Raw genomic sequence first — 17,104 nt, 5'->3', positions numbered from 1 at the left:
GGCACCGTACGACCGACCGACCCGTCGTGGCGACCCTTGCGGCTCGTGATCATCGCCGCCCGTGTCCGGCTCCCGGTCGCACCCCGTACCCGGTCCGGCGTCGCAGACCGTTCCCGTGAGCGGCCGTTCGCCGGGGCCGGTGGCCGCTGCCCACCCGGCGACGTAGCGTGCCGGTGGCCGGAACGCACGGTGCGGTGCGGGTCGCCCCGGCCGCCGCCCCCGCCGTCCGGCCCCGAGGAGAACACGTCATGCAGCACGACCTGGTGGTCCGGGCGTCCCGGATCATGACGCCGGACGGGGAACGTGCCGGCGAGATCGGGATCTCCGGCGGCCGGATCGAGGCCGTCGCGTCCGCGGGGGCCGCCCTCGACGGCGCCCGGGTCATCGAGCTGGCCGGTGACGAGGTGCTGCTGCCCGGCCTGGTCGACACGCACGTGCACGTCAACGAGCCCGGCCGCACCGAGTGGGAGGGCTTCGCCTCGGCGACCCGGGCGGCGGCGGCCGGCGGGGTCACGACGATCGTCGACATGCCGCTGAACTCGATCCCGCCGACCGTCGACGTCGCCGGGCTGGAGACCAAGCGCGCCGTCGCGGCGGAGCAGGTGTTCGTCGACGTCGGGTTCTGGGGCGGCGCGGTCCCGGGCAACGGGCACGAGCTGCGCGGCCTGCACGACCACGGCGTGTTCGGGGTCAAGTGCTTCCTGCTGGAGTCCGGTGTGGACGAGTTCCCGGGGCTGTCGGCCGACGAGATGGAACGCGACATGGCCACCCTCGCCGCGTTCGACGGGCTCATGATCGTGCACGCCGAGGACGCCCGGGCCATCGAGCACGCGCCGCAGCCGGACGGCGCGCGGTACGCCTCGTTCCTGGCGTCCCGGCCGCGTGGCGCGGAGAACCTCGCGATCGCCGAGGTGATCGAGCGGGCGCGGTGGACCGGGGCGCGGGCGCACATCGTGCACGTGTCGTCGTCGGACGCGCTGCCGATGCTCGCCACCGCGCGGCGGGACGGCGTCCGGATCACCGCCGAGACCTGCCCGCACTACCTGACCCTGACCGCGGAGGACGTCCCGGACGGCGCCACCACGCACAAGTGCTGCCCGCCGATCCGCGAGGGGCACAACCGCGAGCTGCTGTGGGAGGGACTGCTGAGCGGGACGATCGACTGCATCGTGTCCGACCACTCGCCGTCGACGGCCGACCTGAAGGTCCCCGACTTCGGGGCCGCGTGGGGCGGGGTGTCGTCGCTGCAGCTGGGGCTGTCGCTGGTGTGGACCGAGGCGCGGCGGCGGGGGATCGGCCTGGACCGGGTGGTGCGGTGGATGGCCGAGGCGCCGGCCGAGCTGGTCGGGCTGTCCGGCAAGGGCCGGATCGCGCCCGGGCACGACGCCGACCTGGCCGTCCTCGCGCCGGAGGAGACCTTCGTCGTCGACCCGCACGCGCTGCACCACCGGAACCCGGTGAGCGCCTACACCGGACGCACCCTGTCCGGGGTCGTCCGGCGCACGATCCTGGCCGGGCGGGACGTCGACGTCGACGGCACGCCGCACGGCCGGCTCCTGCGGCACAGCCCCGTCGTCGCCTAGACTTCCGCCATGCGGAATGGCGATACCGGAGACGCGGCCGTCCCGGCGCGGTCCGGGACCGTGCAGGCCGTCGAGCGCGCCGTCGACCTGCTCGAGGCGATGGCCGACGCCGGCGGCACGGTCAGCCTGTCCCACCTCGCCGCGACGTCCGGGCTGCCGCTGCCGACGATCCACCGGCTCGTCCGCACGCTGGCCGGTCGCGGCTACGTGCGTCAGCAGTCGTCGAGGGAGTACGCGCTCGGCCCCCGGCTGGTGCGGCTCGGTGACACCGCGGGCCGGCTGGTCGGCGTCTGGGCGCGGCCGCGACTGGCCACGCTGGTCGACGCACTGGGTGAGAGCGCCAACCTCGCGCTGCTGGAGGGCAACGAGGTCGTCTACGTCGCCCAGGAACCCGGCCGGCACTCGATGCGGATGTTCACCGAGGTCGGGCGCCGGGTGTCGGTGCACTGCACCGCCGTCGGCAAGGCGCTGCTGGCCCGGATGCCCGACGACCGGACCCGCGACATCCTGCGGCACACCGATCTGATCGCGCACACCGAGCACACGATCACCGACGCGGGCGTCTTCGCCACCGAGCTCGACCGGGTCCGGGACACCGGGTACGCCCTCGACGAGGGCGAGCAGGAGCTCGGGGTGCGGTGCGTCGCCGTCGCGCTCGAGGGGCCGCTGCCGGCCGCGATCTCGATCTCGGGTCCGACGACCCGGATGACCGACGACCTGGTCGACGCCGCCGTGCCACAGCTGCGGCGGGCGGCCGAGGCGCTGGTGGCCGACATGGCGCGGGAGGACGGGGCGACAGGCTGAAGTGCGCGGCGATCACGGCACTACAGCGTCGAGGGCGTGCGCGATGATCGCCGCGTTGAACTCCGTCGGTCGTTCCCAGTGCGGGCAGTGCCCGGCCGCGGCGATCGTGACGTGTCGTGCTCCGCGGATCCGTTCGGCGACCCGGCTCACGAGGTGCGGGGTCATGTAGAGGTCGGCGTCGGTCGACACCAGCAGGGTCGGGACCGCGAGCGACTCCAGCGCGGACCAGGTCATCGGGCTGCGGAACCCCTGGAAGAAGAACGTCCCGGTCAGGGCGTCGCGCTCGATCGCCGACCACGCCCGCACACCGTCGGGGTCCGCTGACCGGTAGTTCGGGCCGAGCTCGCGGAAGGTCGCGGGCAGCTCCTCGAACCCCGGCGGCCGCAGCTGCTCGGTCGCCGCGTGGAACTCCGGTTCCCGCAGGCCGAATGTGGTGTTGGCGAGCACCAGCCCCGCGGCGCGGTCCGGCCGGGCCAGGGCCGCGTCCAGCGCCCAGACCCCGCCGGCGGCGTGCCCGACCAGGTGGGCGCGCTCGACCCCGATCTCGTCGAGCAGCGCGACGAGATCGTCGGTGCCGTACCCGACGGTCTCGTGGCAGCTGCCCTGATGGCCCCGCCGGGAGTAGGCGACGACCCGCAGCCCGGCCCGCACCAGCTCCCGGCACTGGTAGGGCCACGACCGGTGACTGCCGGAACGAGCGTGCAGGAACAGGACCACCGGGCCGTCGCCGCCGGTGTCCCAGAAGGCGAGGCGGGCACCGCTGACGTCCAGGTGACGCAGCGGGGGAGCCGGGTCGGTCGGGACCGGCACCGGGCGCACCGGGCGCCACGCCCCGGCGATCCCCGGCTCCGTCGCCCGCGGCTCAGCGATGACGGAGCTCCGAGTCCAGCCCGACCCGGACCTCGTCGGAGATCAGCCGCCAGATGTGGTCGACCTGGGCGGTGAAGCCGGCGGTCCGCTTGTCGTCCACGTGCCGGGGTCGGTCCAGCTCGACGTCGACGATCTCGCGGACCCGGCCGGGGGAGGCCCCGAGCACCACCACCCGGTCACCGAGGAACACCGCCTCGTCGATCTGGTGGGTCACGAACAGCACCGTCCAGCCGTGCGTGCTGCTGAGCGTGGCCAGCTCGTCCTGCATCAGCTCCCGGGTCTGCGCGTCGAGCGCGGCGAACGGCTCGTCCATCAGCAGGATGCTGGGTTCCTGGGCCAGCGCCCGCGCGATGTTGACCCGTTGCCGCATCCCGCCCGAGAGCTGCCGCGGGAAGCTGTCGGCCCAGTCGGAGAGCCGGACCGTCGCCAGGGCCTCGCCGACCCGATCGGTGCGCTCGGCCTTCCCGACCCCGCGGACCTCCAGCCCGAGCGCGACGTTGGCCGCGACCGTGCGCCACGGGAGCAGGGCGTCGGACTGGAAGACGAAGCTGCTGGCCGGGCTCGGCCCGTCGATCGGGGTGCCGTCGACCGCGATCGTGCCGAGCGCGGGGATGAGGCCCGCCATACTGCGCAGCAGCGTGGTCTTGCCGCTGCCGCTCGCGCCGACGATGCAGACGAACTCGCCGGCCCGTACGTCCAGGTCGATCCCGGTCAGCACGGTCCGTGCGCCGTCCGCGGTGGGGAACTCGACGCCGACGTCGCGCAGGGCGAGCCGGGGGGTGGCCGTCGTGGTCACTGTGGGCTCCTGTCGGGTGGTCGTCATCCGGCGTCCCGGTAGGCCATGACCCGCCGGTCGAGGAAGTCGAGGCTGTTCATGAGGATCGCGCCGATCACGGCCAGGACGACCACGTTCGCCAGCAGGGTGGCGGTGTCGAAGGTCTGGGCCGCGAACAGGATGCGGTAGCCGACACCCGCGGTGGACCCGAGGAGCTCGGCGCCGACCAGCGCGGTCAGCCCGCGGCCGATCGCCAGACGCAGTCCGGTGGTCATGTGCGGCGCCGCGCCGGGGACGATGACCTTGAAGACGATCTGCCGGGGACGGGCCGACATCGAGCGCATCAGCTCGAGGTGGTCCGGGTTCGCCTGTGCGACGCCCAGCGCGGTGTTCACGAGGATGGGGAAGATCATGACGATGAAACCCACCGCCACCTTCGACCAGATCCCGATGCCGAACCACATGATGAACAACGGCGTGAGCGCGATCAGCGGCGTCGAGTAGAGGCCCGCGATCCACGGCTTGGCCAGCACACCCGCCGTCGCGTAGTAGCCGGTCAGGATCCCGACGACGATCCCGCCCGTCACCGCCATCGCGAAGGAGATCACCAGCTCGAGCCCGGTGACCCGGAGATCGCCCCAGAGCGTTCCGGTGACGATGAGGTCGATCAGTGCGCGCAGCGTGTCGACGGGACCGGCGAGGAAGAGCGACCCCTGATCCTGCAGCAGGTAGACACCCTGCCAGAGGCCGATCGCGGCGGCGAAGCTCAGGAGCCAGAACGTGTAGCGGGTCGCCGGGTTCTCGACCGGCCCGAGGGGGCGCCGTCTCCGTGGCGGCGTGCCGGTCGAGGCCGGTGGTGCGTCCAGCGGCGTCGTGCTCATGCGCTCACCGACTCGAGGTAGCTGGTGTCGAAGTAACCCGCCGCGCCGCGGTTCTCGCCCATGTCGGCGGCCGAGAGGAGGGCGTCGACGCTGTCGAAGCGGGGCTCCAGTGCTGTGGCGAACAGGTCCTTCTCGACGTAGAGGTCGTAGGTCGCGGCGGCGGCCTCGGGGCCCGCGTTGGTGTACTGCGACAGCAGGGCGATGCTCGCGTCCCGGTTGGCCGGGTCGGCGAGCCACTGCGCGCCCCGGGTCTGTGCGGTCAGCATCCCGGTGACGGTGTCGGGGTTCGCCTCGGCCCAGCCGCGCTCGACGAAGTTCGCGACGAACTGCATGTCGAGGTACTCGTCGGCGTACCCGAGCGACCCCATGCCCGATCCGACGAGCTCGAAGTCCTGCGGCTGGGTCAGCAGGCCGGCCGCGATGGCGCCCGAGTTGAGGGCCGCCACCCGCTCGGTCGTCCCGCCGAGGCCGACGACCTCGTACTCGCCGTCCTCGATGCCGTTGGCCCGCATCATCTCCCGCAGCAGGACCTCCAGGGAGGAGCCGACCTGGGTCACCCCGATGCTCCCGCCGCGGAGATCCTCGAAGGAGGTCACCCCCGGCACGGCGATCAGGCTCCACGGGGCGTTCAGCAACCCGGACACACCGACGACGTCCGCGCCCCCGTTGATCGCGACGGCGACGGTGTCGATCGCGGTGCCGGCGCAGTCGATCGCGCCACCCAGGATCTGCTGGACCGAGGCGGCGGATCCCCGGGTGACGCTGGGCTCGAAGGTCACTCCCGCGTCGGCGAAGTAGTTCTGCTCGATCGCGGCGAAGACCGGCAGGTAGACGCCGGTCAGACTCACGTAGGCGTAGCGGACGGCGCCGTCGCCGCCGGCCGGCTCGCCGGCGCCCCCGCCGCAGGCGGCGAGCAGTGGCGCGGCGGCGAGACCGGCGCCGAGGCCGAGGCCGGCGCGCAGCAGCGCCCGGCGATCCAGTGTCGGTGGGGTCGCTCGGATCATGGCTTCCTCGTCTTCACATCGGCGTGAACGCGCACCTCTGGCGGTCGCCGACGTTAGCGAGGGCCACTCATAACGTCTAATAGATCCTCGAGGCCTCTGGTATTCAGATCCGGCTATCGGACTCGGCCGGGAACCGGGCGGCCACGGCGTGCCGGATCGACTCGACGAGGCGGGTCTGCAAGGGGCTGTACCGCTTGCCCCGACGGCCGACGAGGAAGAGCTTGTCGCGCAGGTCCGCTCCGGCGATGCGGACCTCGCGCAGCGTCCCGTCGGCGAGCTCGGGCTCGACCGAGCTGCGCCAGAGCAGACCGACGCCGAGCCGGGCCGCGATCGCCTGCTTCATCGACTCGGCGTTGCCGAGCTCGATCTCCACGCGGCGGTTCACGACGCCGATGGAGGCCAGCGCCGCGTCCTGGCTCCTGCGGATCGCCATCCCGCCGGGCGGGCAGACGAACGGCAGATCGGAGATCTCCGTCGCGGTCGCGGTGTCGCCCACCCGCTGGTCGTCGGCCGCCGCGACGAGGCTGAACGGCGGGTTGGCGATCAGTTCCGAGGCGAAGGCGTTCGCGTCCAGCACGGCATCGGTCGCCACCACACAGAAGTCCGCCTTGCCGGTGATCGCCGCTTCGAGCGCCGTCTCCACCCCGGAGATGTGCAGGGCCAGGGCGGCGTCGGGGAACCGGGAGCGGAAGTCGATCAGGATCGGTGGCAGCACGTAGGTACCCACCGACATGCTGGTGCTGATCGACGCGGCGCCGGCGGTACCGCCGGCGAGACTGCCGAGGGTGGTCTCGAGCTCCCGGCGGCCGCGCAGGACGTCGGTCGCCCAGAGGTGGACCTGCGACCCCGCCTCGGTGAGCGCGATGCCGCGTCCGTCGCGCCGGAACAGCGTCGCCCCGACCCGTTCCTGCAGCGAGCGCAGGTGTGCGCTCACGACGGGCTGGGAGACGAACAGGTCCTCGGCCGCGCGCCGGACACCGCCCAGCTCCACGACCTTGCAGAAGACCTCCAGCTTCTGGAGGGAGATGCGGTTGTCGGCCGGCATGACGCACGAGCCTGCCCCATCGATCACCGGATGGCTATCCCTGGGTCTCGGGATTCGTCATAGACCTATCGGCACCCACGTTCCTAGCGTCGGGGTCGTCACTGACGGAGCAGAGCAGCTGGAGGGGCATGGTGACCGAGCAACGCGCCCGGACGCACTGGCCGGTCGTCATCGCGGGAGCGGGTCCGGTGGGCATGACGCTGGCCGCCGAGCTCGGCAGCCGCGGCGTCGAGACCCTCGTCGTCGAGCAGGCGCCGCAGACCACCCGGAACCCCCGCTGCAACACGACGAACGCCCGGTCGATGGAGTACTTCCGCAGGTTGGGCATCGCCGACGAGATCCGCCGCGCCGGCCTCCCGCTCGACCACGCCTCCGACGTCGTCTACTGCACGTCGGTCACCGGCCGGGAGCTGCACCGTTTCCGGTTCTCCAGCAGCGGCGAGATCCTCGACGGCACCGCACCCGAGTTCGACGAGTGGCCCACCCCCGAGCCGCAGCACCGGGTCTCCCAGATCTTCCTCGAACCCATCCTGGCCGGCCACCTCGCCCACTACCCGTCGGTCACGGTCCGCAGAGGACACCGGGTCGTCGCCGTGCGCGACGGCGAGGACGCGGCCGAGGTCGACGTCGCTGCCGTCGGGGCGGGGGGCACCTACTCCCTGAGCGCCGACTACCTGGTCGGGTGCGACGGCGGAGCGAGCGTCGTCCGGCGCGGGATCGGGTCCACATTGACCGGCGACGGCCGGGCCGCCGAGGAACGGCTCTCGGTCTACTTCCGTTCCACGCAGCTCGCCGCGCACCTCGGTGACCGGCCGGGCTGGATGTACTGGTGGTATAGCGAGCGCCTGCGCGGCTCGTTCCTCCAGCTCGACGGCCGCGAGCTGTTCCTGTGCCACGCGCGGGTACCCGAGGGCACGGCGCCGGAGGACCTCGACGAGGACGAGATGCTGCGGGCGGCCATCGGCGAGCCGGACGGCCACCCGGTCGACGTCGAGAAGCTCGAGGTCGTCCGGTGGACACCGCGCCGGCTCGTCGCCGACCGCTTCCGCGGCTCCCGGGTCGTGCTCGCGGGCGACGCCGCCCACCTCTGGCTACCGCTGGGCGGCTTCGGGATGAACACCGGGATCGCCGACGCGGTCGGCCTGGGCTGGCGGCTGGCGGCGGTGCTGCGGGGCTGGGGTGGTGAGCGCCTGCTCGCCGACTACGAGACCGAGCGCCGTTCGGTGGGGGAGGCGACCTCCCGGGCCGCGCTGAAGATCGACCGCGACATGCGCTCGGTCGCCCGCGCCCCGGCGCTGCACGACGACGGACCGGACGGCGACGCGCTGCGCGCGGAGGCCGCCCGGATCATCGAGGCCACCGACCGGCAGCAGTGGTACAGCCAGGGCGTCCAGTTCGGCACCCGCTACCGGGACTCGCCCGGGGTGGCCGGACAGCTCGCCGACTCCGGCGGCACGCTCGACGACATCGGGACCTACCTGCCCAGCGACGACCCGGGGGCGCGCTTCCCGCACGCCTGGCTCGAGGGCCACACCTCGGTGTTCGACCGGCTGGGACGCGACCTCACCCTGGTGCGGGTCGGCGCGGCGGGCGACCCGGGTCCGCTGGTGGCGGCGGCCGCCGAGCTGGGAGTGCCGCTGGACGTGGTCGACGTGCCGGCCGGTCCCGGGACCGCTGTCTACCGGCACGCGCTCGTGCTGGTGCGGCCCGACCTCGTCGTCGCCTGGCGCGGCGACGCCCCTCCCGAGGACGCCCGTGCGCTGCTGCGCACCCTCACCGGCACCGACGTGGACGCCCTCTCGACGACCGTGATGGAGGCGCAGTGAGTATTCGGACGAGCATCTCGACGAACACCTCGACGAACATCTGGACCGAGCTGATGGGGCAGGACCTGTCGGTGCGACACGTCGAGATCGGGGGGTGGTCGACCCGGGTCCTGGAGGCCGGCATGGGCGAGGAGACGCTCGTGCTCATGCACGGGATCGGCGGGCACCTGGAGGCCTACGCCCGCAACATCGTCCCGTTCGCGCGGCGGTACCGGGTGCTGGCCTTCGACTTCCCCGGCCACGGCTACACGACCCATGCCGTCGCCGATATCGAGCTGCCCGACTACGTGGCCCACCTCGGCGCACTGCTCGACGCGTACGGCGTCGACCGGGCGCACCTCAGCGGTGAGTCGCTGGGCGGGTGGGTGGCGATGAAGTTCGCCGCCGCGCACCCCGACCGGGTCGGCCGCCTGATCCTCAACACCCCGGCGGGCAACCTGTCGCTCCCGGAGGTCCGCGAGCGGATCCGGAGTCTGTCCCAGGCCGCCGCCGACGACCCGTCGGACGAGCGGATCCGGGCCCGCCTCGAGTGGCTGATGGCCGACCCGGCCACCGTCACCGACGAGCTGGTCGGCACCCGCCGGACGATCTACGCGCGCCCCGGGTTCGCCCGGTCGATGCGGCACATCATGTGCCTGCAGGACGCCGACGTCCGGGCCCGCAACATGGTGACCGACGCCGACCTCGAGGCGATCGTTGCGCCCACCCTCGTCGTGTGGACCAGCGACGACCCGTCCGGGCCCGCGAAGACCGGACTGGACATCGCCGCCGCCCTGGAGCACGGTCGCTTCGAACTGATCACCGGTGCGGGGCACTGGCCGCAGTGGGAACAGGCGGAGCACTTCACCGCACTCGCCCTCGACTTCCTCGCGGAGTGACCATGGACCTCGATCGGCGCCCCACCCGGGTACTCGACCTGCACCACCACGTCGGCAGCCTCGAGGTCGGCCTCGCCGGCGAGGTCGGCACCGGCGGGAGCGACCTCGACACCCGGCACAAGGTGCACCAGGACATGCTCGACCGGTTCGGCTTCGACGCCGCCGCCGTGATGCCCGGCCTGCAGTACGAACGACCGCACGGCATCGCCGACACCCGGGTCGTCAACGACGCGATCGCCGCCTACCGCGACCGGCTGCCCGGCCGGTTCCCGCTGGCCATGGGCACCGTCGAGCCGCTGTACGGAATCCCGGTCTGCACCGAGGAGATCGCCCGCATCGCCGGCGAGCTCCACCTCGACGGCCTGGTCTGGCACACCCGCTACCAGGGGGTGGCGATCTCCGACCGGCGGATGCACGAGCTGGTGGACCTCGCCACCGCGCACGGCCTGCCCTGCCTGGTGCACATGTTCGCCGAGTCCCTGCTGGAGGAGCCCTGGATGGTGGCCGACCTGGCACGGAACCATCCCGAGGCGACGATCGTGGTGATGGACGGGTTCTCCGGGGCGAACCAGGCCCAGTACGTGATGGACCTCGCCGACCGGTTCCCCGGGCTCTATTTCGACACCGCGATCTGCTTCCCGCTGCTACGCCTGCTCGATCGATTCGTCGACCGGTTCGGAGCACGACGGCTGCTGTTCGGCACGGACTCCTATGCCGATCCCGTCACCTACAACCACGCCGCCGTGCACCATGAGCTGCTGGCCTCGACGCTGACCGCGGAGGATCTCGAGGACGTCTACTGGCGCAACGCGGCGCGGATCTTCCCGCGCCTGGCCGAGCTCTGGCCGGTGGACGCATGAGTCTCGCCCTCGTGACCCTGTCGCACTCGCCGCTGATGGGGCGGCACCAGCCCGCGGCCGACGTCGTCGCGGCCGTCGACGAGGCCCTGGCCGACGCCCGGAGCTTCGTCGCGGAGTTCGCGCCCGAGGTGGTGCTGCTGGTCGCGCCGGACCACTACAACGGGATGTTCTACGACCTGATGCCGCCGTTCTGCGTCGGCACGGCCGCCCGTTCGATCGGCGACTACGGCACCGCGGAGGGCCCGTTACCGGTGCACCGCGAGCTGTCGGAGGCCGTTCTCCGGCACGCACTCGACCGCGATATCGACCTCGCCCACTCCGAGCGCATGGTCGTCGACCACGGCTTCGCGCAGCCCCTGGAGATCCTCTTCGGGTCGATCGACGCCGTGCAGGTCGTCCCGGTGTTCGTGAACTCGGTCGCCGTGCCGCTCGGGCCGGGGCGGCGGGCGAGGATGCTCGGCCGGGCGATCGGCGAGGTGCTGCGGGACCGCAGCGAGCGGGTGCTGGTGCTCGGCTCCGGCGGGTTGTCGCACGACCCGCCGCTGCCCCGGCTCGCCGACGCCCCCGCCGAGGTCGCCGAGGCGCTGATCGCGGGGCGGAACCCGTCGGCGTCGGCCCGCGAGGGGCGGGAGGCGCGGGTGCTCGACGCGGGACGCGCGATGACGGCCGGGACCGCCCCGGTCCTGGACCTCAACCCGGACTGGGACCTGTCGTTCATCGAGCTGCTGCGGTCGGGGCGGGTGGAGGCGTTCGACAGGTGGTCCACGGAGCAGGTCGCCGCACAGGCCGGCAACTCCGCGCACGAGGTCCGTACCTGGGTGCTTGCCTACGCGGCGCTCGCTGCGGCGGGACAGTACGAGGTGCGCAGCACCTTCTACCGGCCGATCCCGGAATGGATCGCCGGGTTCGGGGTGACCACGGCACTCCCGGTCGCGAACGGCGTCTGATCGACGTCGCACAGGGGCTCAGCGCGGCCGGGGGACCGTCGGCGCCTGCTCCCGCCCGACCCGGACCACGAGCTCGCGGAACCACCGGTGCCCCGGGTCGTCGTCATGGCGGGCGTGCCACCACAGCCGGGTGGTGATCGGATCCGGCTCCTCGGGCCAGGTCAGCACTCTCAGCGGCAGGGTCCGGATGCTCTCGCGCGCCAGCCGCTCGTGGATCAGCGCCACGTGCCCGGTCCCCGCCACGAGGTGCGGCACCGCCCGGAAACTGTCCACCCGCACCGCGACCCGCGGCCGGATCCCGAGACGGGCCAGCTGCCGGCTGACCGGGACGACGGACGGGAAGGCGGCGTCGTCGTGGTAGGGCACGACCCAGCTGGCCGTGGCGAGCGCCGCCCGGTCGGCCACCTCGTCGCCGAACCGCGGGTTGCCGGCGTCCGCGACGACCACCCAGCGGTCGGAGAACAGGCTCGACGAGCGCATCTCCGGGATCCGGAACCGGCTCGTCGGCTGCGAGACGACGGCGTCGACGTTGCGGATCGTCGGTTCGATGGTCGCCGCGAGCGCGGCCCGGGCGAGCACCACCTGCAGGCGGGCGTCCGGGGCCGTGGCGTGCAGCTGCCCGGTCAGCGGACCGCCCAGTGCCGCCACCACGTGGTCGGGCATGACGATCCGGAACTCCCGGCGGGTCGTCGACGGGTCGAACCCGCGGGTGGTGGTGAGCAGCGACTCGATGCCGTCGCAGATCTCGTCGAGCGGCTCGACGAGCTGCGCGGCGAGCGGCGAGAGCTCGTAGCGTCCGTCGCGGCGGACCAGGAGCTCGTCGTCGAAGTGCCGCCGGAGCCGGGCGAGCGCCGCGCTGGCGGCGGGCTGGGTCACCCCGACCCGGTCGGCCGCGCGCGTGACGTGCCGCTCGCGCAGCAGCTCCCGGAGTACCACGAGAAGGTTCAGGTCCAGACCGGAGAGCCGCGGCGTCGCGTTCTTCACGCCGATCATTGGACGGCCGGGGGCGGCGCGAGCGCCAGTAGGAGACCGGAACCGATCATCAACGACGCCGATGGTCGTCCAGCAGCAGCCGTTGTTTCCGGCGCGGCCCGGCGTCTGCCTAGCATCCGACGCAGCACCTCATGCGTGAGCCCCACCACATCCGCTCCCGACGAGGGAAGAAGGCCGGACGATGCTGTCCACCGAGGACAACGAGATCATGACCCGGGTCGGCCCGGGCACTCCGATGGGCGCGCTCCTGCGCCGCTACTGGACCCCGGCGCTGCTCACCAGCGAGCTCCCCGCGCCGACCGGCGACCCGGTCCGGGTGCGGCTGCTGGGCGAGGACCTCGTCGCCTTCCGGGACGCGACCGGCCGCGTCGGCCTGATCCAGGAGAACTGCCCGCACCGTGGGGCGTCGCTCTGGTTCGGACGCAACGAGGCCGGGCCGGACGGCACCTGCGGGCTGCGCTGCCCGTACCACGGCTGGCAGTTCGACGCCGACGGCCAGTGCATCGACATGCCGTCCGAGCCGCCGTCCAGCAGCTTCAAGGACCGGGTCCGCGCGCGGGCGTACCCGACCCACGAGTCGGGCGGGATCGTCTGGACCTACATGGGGCCGCCGGAGACCATGACCCCGTTCCGGGACTTCGGCACCGAGTCGCTGGCGCCCGACCTGCAGGTCGCGGCGAAGCTCAAGTGCTACTGCAACTGGGTGCAGACGATGGAGGGCAACGTCGACACCGCGCACATCTCCTGGCTGCACGGCTGGTTCGGCGCCGAGGACATCGAAGACGACGGCAGCGACAAGCCCGGTTACCCGTCGAACCGGCAGACCTGGAAGTTCTGGGCGCACGACCAGGCGCCGCGGATCGAGGTGCACGACACCTGGTACGGCTTCCGGTACGCCGGGATCCGGGAGACCCCGAACGGCCACACCAACGTCCGGATCACCGAGTACATCTTCCCGTACAGCACGATCATCGCCGCGGTCCCGTACAACACCGGCCACCTCATGGTCGTCCCCATCGACGACCACAGCTGCTGGCGGTTCACCTTCGAGGCGAGCGAGAAGCCCAACCCGGCCGGGCACGGCGGCGCGCCGCTGTTCAGTTTCGGGCCCTTCGCGTGGCCGTCGGACCGGCGTCCGGGTGGGATCACCCCGCGCAACTACCTGGCCGAGGCCGACTACAACATCGACCGCGAGGTGCAGCGCACGACGACCTTCAGCGGCGTCGCCGACTTCGTCAGCCAGGACCTGATGGTCACCGAGTCGATGGGGCCGATCTACGACCGCAGCCAGGAACGACTCGGCACCATCGACCGGGCCATCATCCGGATGCGCCAGCAGCTGATCCGCACCGCGAAGACGCTCGCCGCGGACCCCGCGGCCGAGCTGCCGGCGCTCCCCGGCCCGGACCACGACTTCCGGACGCTGCGCGGCGCGGACAAGATCCTCGACGAGGGCGAGGACTGGCGGATGCTGGGGACCGACGACGACCCCGCGGTGCAGGAGGCGGGCGCGGCGATCCGGGACGACGGCGCCCGCGACCGGCAACCCGCGGCCGGGGACTGAGGCGTGGTGATCCGCGCGCTCAACCACGCGGTGCTCTACGTACGCGACGTCGACCGCAGCGTCGGTTTCTACCGCGAGGTGCTCGGCTTCCGGGTCCGGATGGAGCGTCCGGGTAGCGCCGCCTTCCTGCAGGCACCCGGCTCGCGCAACGACCACGACCTGGGTCTGTTCGCGATCGGCGAGGCCGCCGACAACCCGGCCGGCCGGGGGTACGTCGGGCTCTACCACCTCGGGTGGGAGGTCGGGACGCTCGCGGAGCTGGGCGAGCTGCGTGACCGCCTGATCGCCGCCGGGGCCTACGTCGGCGCCACCGACCACGGCACGACCAAGAGCGTCTACGCGCGTGATCCCGACGGGTGTGAGTTCGAGGTGGCCTGGCTGGTCCCGGCGGACCGGCTCGACGACGCGGCGTACGCCGGGCGCAGCCGCCGCGGGGTTCCGCTGGACCTCGAACAGGAGGTCGCCCGCTACGGCGCGGGCACCCCGGGAGGCGTCGGCGTCTCGATCGCCGTGCCCTGACCGGCTCGTTCGCAGATCGGCCTTCATCGACGAGGAGGAGCAACGATGCTCCGGCGATCACGCCGCGCCCGCGGGGCCGTGGCGGCACTGGCGTCCCTGCTCGTGTGCGTGCTGCTCGCCGGCTGCGGCGCGGCGCAGCCGGCGGAGGACCCCACCGAGCTGCGTGCGGTCAAGGCCTACGGCGACGACCCGGCGGCCGACGGCACGCCGCGGACCGGCGGGAGCCTGGTCATGGGCACCGACCGCGAGGCGGTGAGCTTCGACCCGGTCGTCCAGAACACCAACCAGGCGACGTTCGCCGTGTACGACAGCCTGATGCGGCTCGGACCGGACGGCAGCGCCGAGCCCTACCTGGCCGAGTCGATGGAGACCGTCGACGACGGGCGCACCTGGCGGATGGGCCTGCGGCCCGACGTGAGGTTCAGCGACGGGACCCCGCTCGACGCCGAGGCGGTGGTCCTCAACGTGCAGCGGCACATCGACACCACCTCGTCGCCGGCGCACCGCTTCGCCCAGCAGATCACCGGCATGCGGGCGGTGGACCCGCTGACGGTCGAGTTCGTGCTCGACCAGCCGCTCGGGTCGTTCCCGGTCCTGTTCGGACAGTCGCTGTTCTTCGGGGCGCTCGGGGTGATCGTGTCCCCGGCGGCGCTGGCCGAGCGCGGTGACGACATCGGCCGGAACCCGGTGGGGGCCGGACCGTTCCGGCTGGTGGAGTGGGTACAGGACTCCCGGATGGTGCTCGAACGCAACCCCGACTACTGGCAGGAGGGTCTGCCGAGGCTGGACCGGCTCGAGTTCCGGCCGCTGCCCGACAACGAGACCCGCTACGCCTCGATCCAGAACCGGGACGTCGACCTGATCTTCGCCGCCTACAACCCGGAGCTGGTCCGGGCGGTCGAGGACCCGGGGATGAACGTCTACTACGGACCTGGCAACGGGGGCGAGGTGCTGCACTTCAACGTCACCAAGGCCCCGTTCGACGACCGCCGGATGCGCGAGGCCGTGGTGCGGGCCATCGACACGAACGGGCTGAGCGCGAGCCTCTACAACAACAACCTGGTCCCCGCGACGAGCCTGTTCGAGGCGAGCAGCCCGTTCCACACGGAGCAGGCGGCGAAGGAGTGGCCGGGCACGGATCCGGACCGTGCCCGGCAGCTCGTCGAGGAGTACCGGGCCGACGGTGGCGACCCGTCGTTCCTGTTCACCCTCACCAGCCCCCGGCGTCCGCTGGGGGAGGCGATCCAGGCCCAGATGGCGGCCGTCGGCATCACGATCGACGTCGAGTTCTACGACCTCGCCCAGTACTCGTCCCAGGTCGTGCAGAGCGGCAACTTCGACCTGGCCAGCAACGTGACCTCGTTCGACAACCCGTTCCCGTTCGTCGGGAACCTGGTCAGCAGCGAGGGCAACATCAACTACGGCGGCTACACCAATCCTGAGGTCGACGCGCTGGTCGACACCGCCGCACGGACCGCGGACGACGCCGAGCGCACCCGGTCCTACCAGGAGATCGAACGGCTGGTGACCGAGGACCTTCCACTGGCGTGGATCTCGCGTGGCTACCTGTCGACGGTGGCGGACCCGGCGGTGAAGGGCGTCGAGCGCTACATCGGCCGGGACATGTTCTACGCGACGACCTGGCTCGACCGGCCCTGATCACCACCCCTGACCCGGGTCGAACGCGTCGCCCGGGTCGGGGGTGTCGTCGCGCCGGACGGTCGCCTCGATCAGCCCGTAGGGCCGGTCGTCGGCGTGGAACACCTCGCCGGGGTTGTCCAGCCCGAACGGCGAGAGGTCGACGAGGAAGTGGTGCTTGTTCGGCAGCGACAGCCGGATCTCACCGATCCCGGGCACCGCGGTCAGCGCCGCCGAGCCCATCGCGAACAGGGTCTGCTGCAGCGCCAGGCTGTGGTGACCGGCGAACGCCGAGGTCAGCGCGTCCAGCACGGCGACGTGCGCGGCGTCGGGATCGTCGGGGAGCGTCCCGTGCCACCACTGCGCGGTGACCTCGGTGGCCATCACACGGTCGTCGGTGGGCGCCAGCGTGGTGTAGCGCTCGGTCAGGAACCCGTGGAACTCCGAGTCGGTCGTCTTGAGCACGGTGAGCCCGCGGATCCCGGAGACGACCCACTCGGCGTCGTCGGCGGTCCGGGTGACGGTCGTGGTGCGGACGTGGCTCCCGTCGCGGGCGAACGCGTGCGGGTGCGGCACACCGCCGGCGTCCAGGCGTCGCCACGGGTAGGTCTCCAGGTTCACCCGGGCCCGGGCGACCTGGGGGAGCTCGGTGAAGTGCCGGGCCAGGACCAGGCCGAACATCTCCGGGGTGCGGGCGGCGTCGCCGTGCTCCTTCGCGAAGGCGTTCACCGTGTTCTTGATCGCGTCGGTGGTGAGGACGCGCGAGTTGTCCCCGCTCAGGTGGGTGTCGGCGAAGTCCCCGGACAGCGCGACCGAGACGTTGTGGTCGGCGATGCCGTGCGGGTCGGTGTCGCGGAACAGGCGGACGACGCGGACCTCCGCCTTGCCGTACTGGGTGTGGCCGAGGACGGGCACGG

At 72.4% G+C, this 17,104-nt stretch carries 16 protein-coding genes; 9 read left to right on the top strand and 7 right to left on the bottom strand.

Annotated features, from left to right (window positions below; all coding sequences use genetic code 11):
• Positions 1–248 precede the first annotated feature (248 nt).
• The gene (gene allB / locus WIS52_RS03230; protein ID WP_349296546.1) at positions 249–1,583 is read left to right on the top strand and encodes an allantoinase AllB; all 1,335 of its coding nucleotides are present in this window, start codon (positions 249–251) and stop codon (positions 1,581–1,583) included.
• A gap of 9 nt (positions 1,584–1,592) precedes the next feature.
• Positions 1,593–2,387 (top strand): IclR family transcriptional regulator, encoded by a 795-nt coding sequence (locus WIS52_RS03225; RefSeq protein ID WP_349296545.1) that lies wholly within the window; start codon positions 1,593–1,595, stop codon positions 2,385–2,387.
• A 12-nt stretch (positions 2,388–2,399) separates the two neighbouring features.
• On the opposite strand, the gene WIS52_RS03220 is transcribed toward WIS52_RS03225, so the two are convergent.
• The 5 genes from WIS52_RS03220 to WIS52_RS03200 all read right to left on the bottom strand — a co-directional run bounded on the left by WIS52_RS03220 (position 2,400) and on the right by WIS52_RS03200 (position 6,962).
• Entirely contained in the window at positions 2,400–3,197 is a 798-nt protein-coding gene (locus WIS52_RS03220; protein WP_349296544.1) for an alpha/beta fold hydrolase, read from the bottom strand.
• Between the two features lie 52 nt (positions 3,198–3,249).
• Positions 3,250–4,053 (bottom strand): ABC transporter ATP-binding protein, encoded by an 804-nt coding sequence (locus WIS52_RS03215; protein ID WP_349296543.1) that lies wholly within the window; start codon positions 4,051–4,053, stop codon positions 3,250–3,252.
• 23 nt (positions 4,054–4,076) lie between these two features.
• Positions 4,077–4,913, bottom strand: coding sequence for an ABC transporter permease (locus WIS52_RS03210; protein ID WP_349296542.1), 837 nt, complete (start codon positions 4,911–4,913; stop codon positions 4,077–4,079).
• Positions 4,910–5,917, bottom strand: coding sequence for an ABC transporter substrate-binding protein (locus WIS52_RS03205; protein WP_349296541.1), 1,008 nt, complete (start codon positions 5,915–5,917; stop codon positions 4,910–4,912). Before WIS52_RS03205 ends, WIS52_RS03210 begins: the two co-directional genes overlap by 4 nt.
• 103 nt (positions 5,918–6,020) lie before the next feature.
• Entirely contained in the window at positions 6,021–6,962 is a 942-nt protein-coding gene (locus WIS52_RS03200) for a LysR family transcriptional regulator (RefSeq protein ID WP_349296540.1), read from the bottom strand.
• Positions 6,963–7,090: 128 nt separating this feature from the next.
• Between WIS52_RS03200 and WIS52_RS03195 the strand changes: the two genes are divergently transcribed.
• Genes WIS52_RS03195 through WIS52_RS03180 form a run of 4 tightly spaced genes read left to right on the top strand, consistent with a single transcriptional unit; the run spans position 7,091 to position 11,473 of the window.
• Entirely contained in the window at positions 7,091–8,788 is a 1,698-nt protein-coding gene (locus tag WIS52_RS03195; protein ID WP_349296539.1) for an FAD-dependent monooxygenase, read from the top strand.
• Positions 8,785–9,666: an alpha/beta fold hydrolase gene (locus tag WIS52_RS03190; RefSeq protein WP_349296538.1), complete on the top strand. Its 882-nt coding sequence runs from the start codon at positions 8,785–8,787 to the stop codon at positions 9,664–9,666. Before WIS52_RS03195 ends, WIS52_RS03190 begins: the two co-directional genes overlap by 4 nt.
• 2 nt (positions 9,667–9,668) lie before the next feature.
• On the top strand, positions 9,669–10,526 hold the full coding sequence (locus WIS52_RS03185; protein ID WP_349296537.1) for an amidohydrolase family protein: 858 nt from the start codon (positions 9,669–9,671) through the stop codon (positions 10,524–10,526).
• Positions 10,523–11,473 (top strand): 3-carboxyethylcatechol 2,3-dioxygenase, encoded by a 951-nt coding sequence (locus WIS52_RS03180; protein ID WP_349296536.1) that lies wholly within the window; start codon positions 10,523–10,525, stop codon positions 11,471–11,473. Before WIS52_RS03185 ends, WIS52_RS03180 begins: the two co-directional genes overlap by 4 nt.
• Positions 11,474–11,491: 18 nt before the next feature.
• Here WIS52_RS03180 and WIS52_RS03175 read toward each other — a convergent pair whose 3' ends face one another.
• Positions 11,492–12,457, bottom strand: a complete 966-nt coding sequence (locus WIS52_RS03175; RefSeq protein WP_349296535.1) for a LysR substrate-binding domain-containing protein — start codon at positions 12,455–12,457, stop codon at positions 11,492–11,494.
• Between the two features lie 190 nt (positions 12,458–12,647).
• Between WIS52_RS03175 and WIS52_RS03170 the strand changes: the two genes are divergently transcribed.
• Genes WIS52_RS03170 through WIS52_RS03160 form a run of 3 tightly spaced genes read left to right on the top strand, consistent with a single transcriptional unit; the run spans position 12,648 to position 16,208 of the window.
• Positions 12,648–14,030, top strand: a complete 1,383-nt coding sequence (locus WIS52_RS03170) for a Rieske 2Fe-2S domain-containing protein (RefSeq protein WP_349296534.1) — start codon at positions 12,648–12,650, stop codon at positions 14,028–14,030.
• A 3-nt stretch (positions 14,031–14,033) separates the two neighbouring features.
• On the top strand, positions 14,034–14,549 hold the full coding sequence (locus WIS52_RS03165) for a VOC family protein (RefSeq protein WP_349296533.1): 516 nt from the start codon (positions 14,034–14,036) through the stop codon (positions 14,547–14,549).
• 45 nt (positions 14,550–14,594) lie between these two features.
• Positions 14,595–16,208 carry an ABC transporter substrate-binding protein gene (locus WIS52_RS03160; RefSeq protein WP_349296532.1) on the top strand — a complete coding sequence of 538 codons (1,614 nt, stop codon included), beginning with the start codon at positions 14,595–14,597 and terminating at the stop codon, positions 16,206–16,208.
• Here the strand turns inward: WIS52_RS03160 and pucL are convergent, their stop codons facing one another.
• On the bottom strand, positions 16,209–17,102 hold the full coding sequence (gene pucL, locus WIS52_RS03155) for a factor-independent urate hydroxylase (RefSeq protein WP_349296531.1): 894 nt from the start codon (positions 17,100–17,102) through the stop codon (positions 16,209–16,211).
• Between the last annotated feature and the right edge of the window lie 2 nt (positions 17,103–17,104).

The sequence above is a fragment of the Pseudonocardia nematodicida genome (assembly GCF_040105385.1).
In the GTDB taxonomy this organism is placed as follows: Bacteria; Actinomycetota; Actinomycetes; order Mycobacteriales; family Pseudonocardiaceae; genus Pseudonocardia; species Pseudonocardia nematodicida.
Note: the sequence above shows the minus strand (reverse complement) of the source record. Positions and strands in the feature narration are given on the sequence as shown.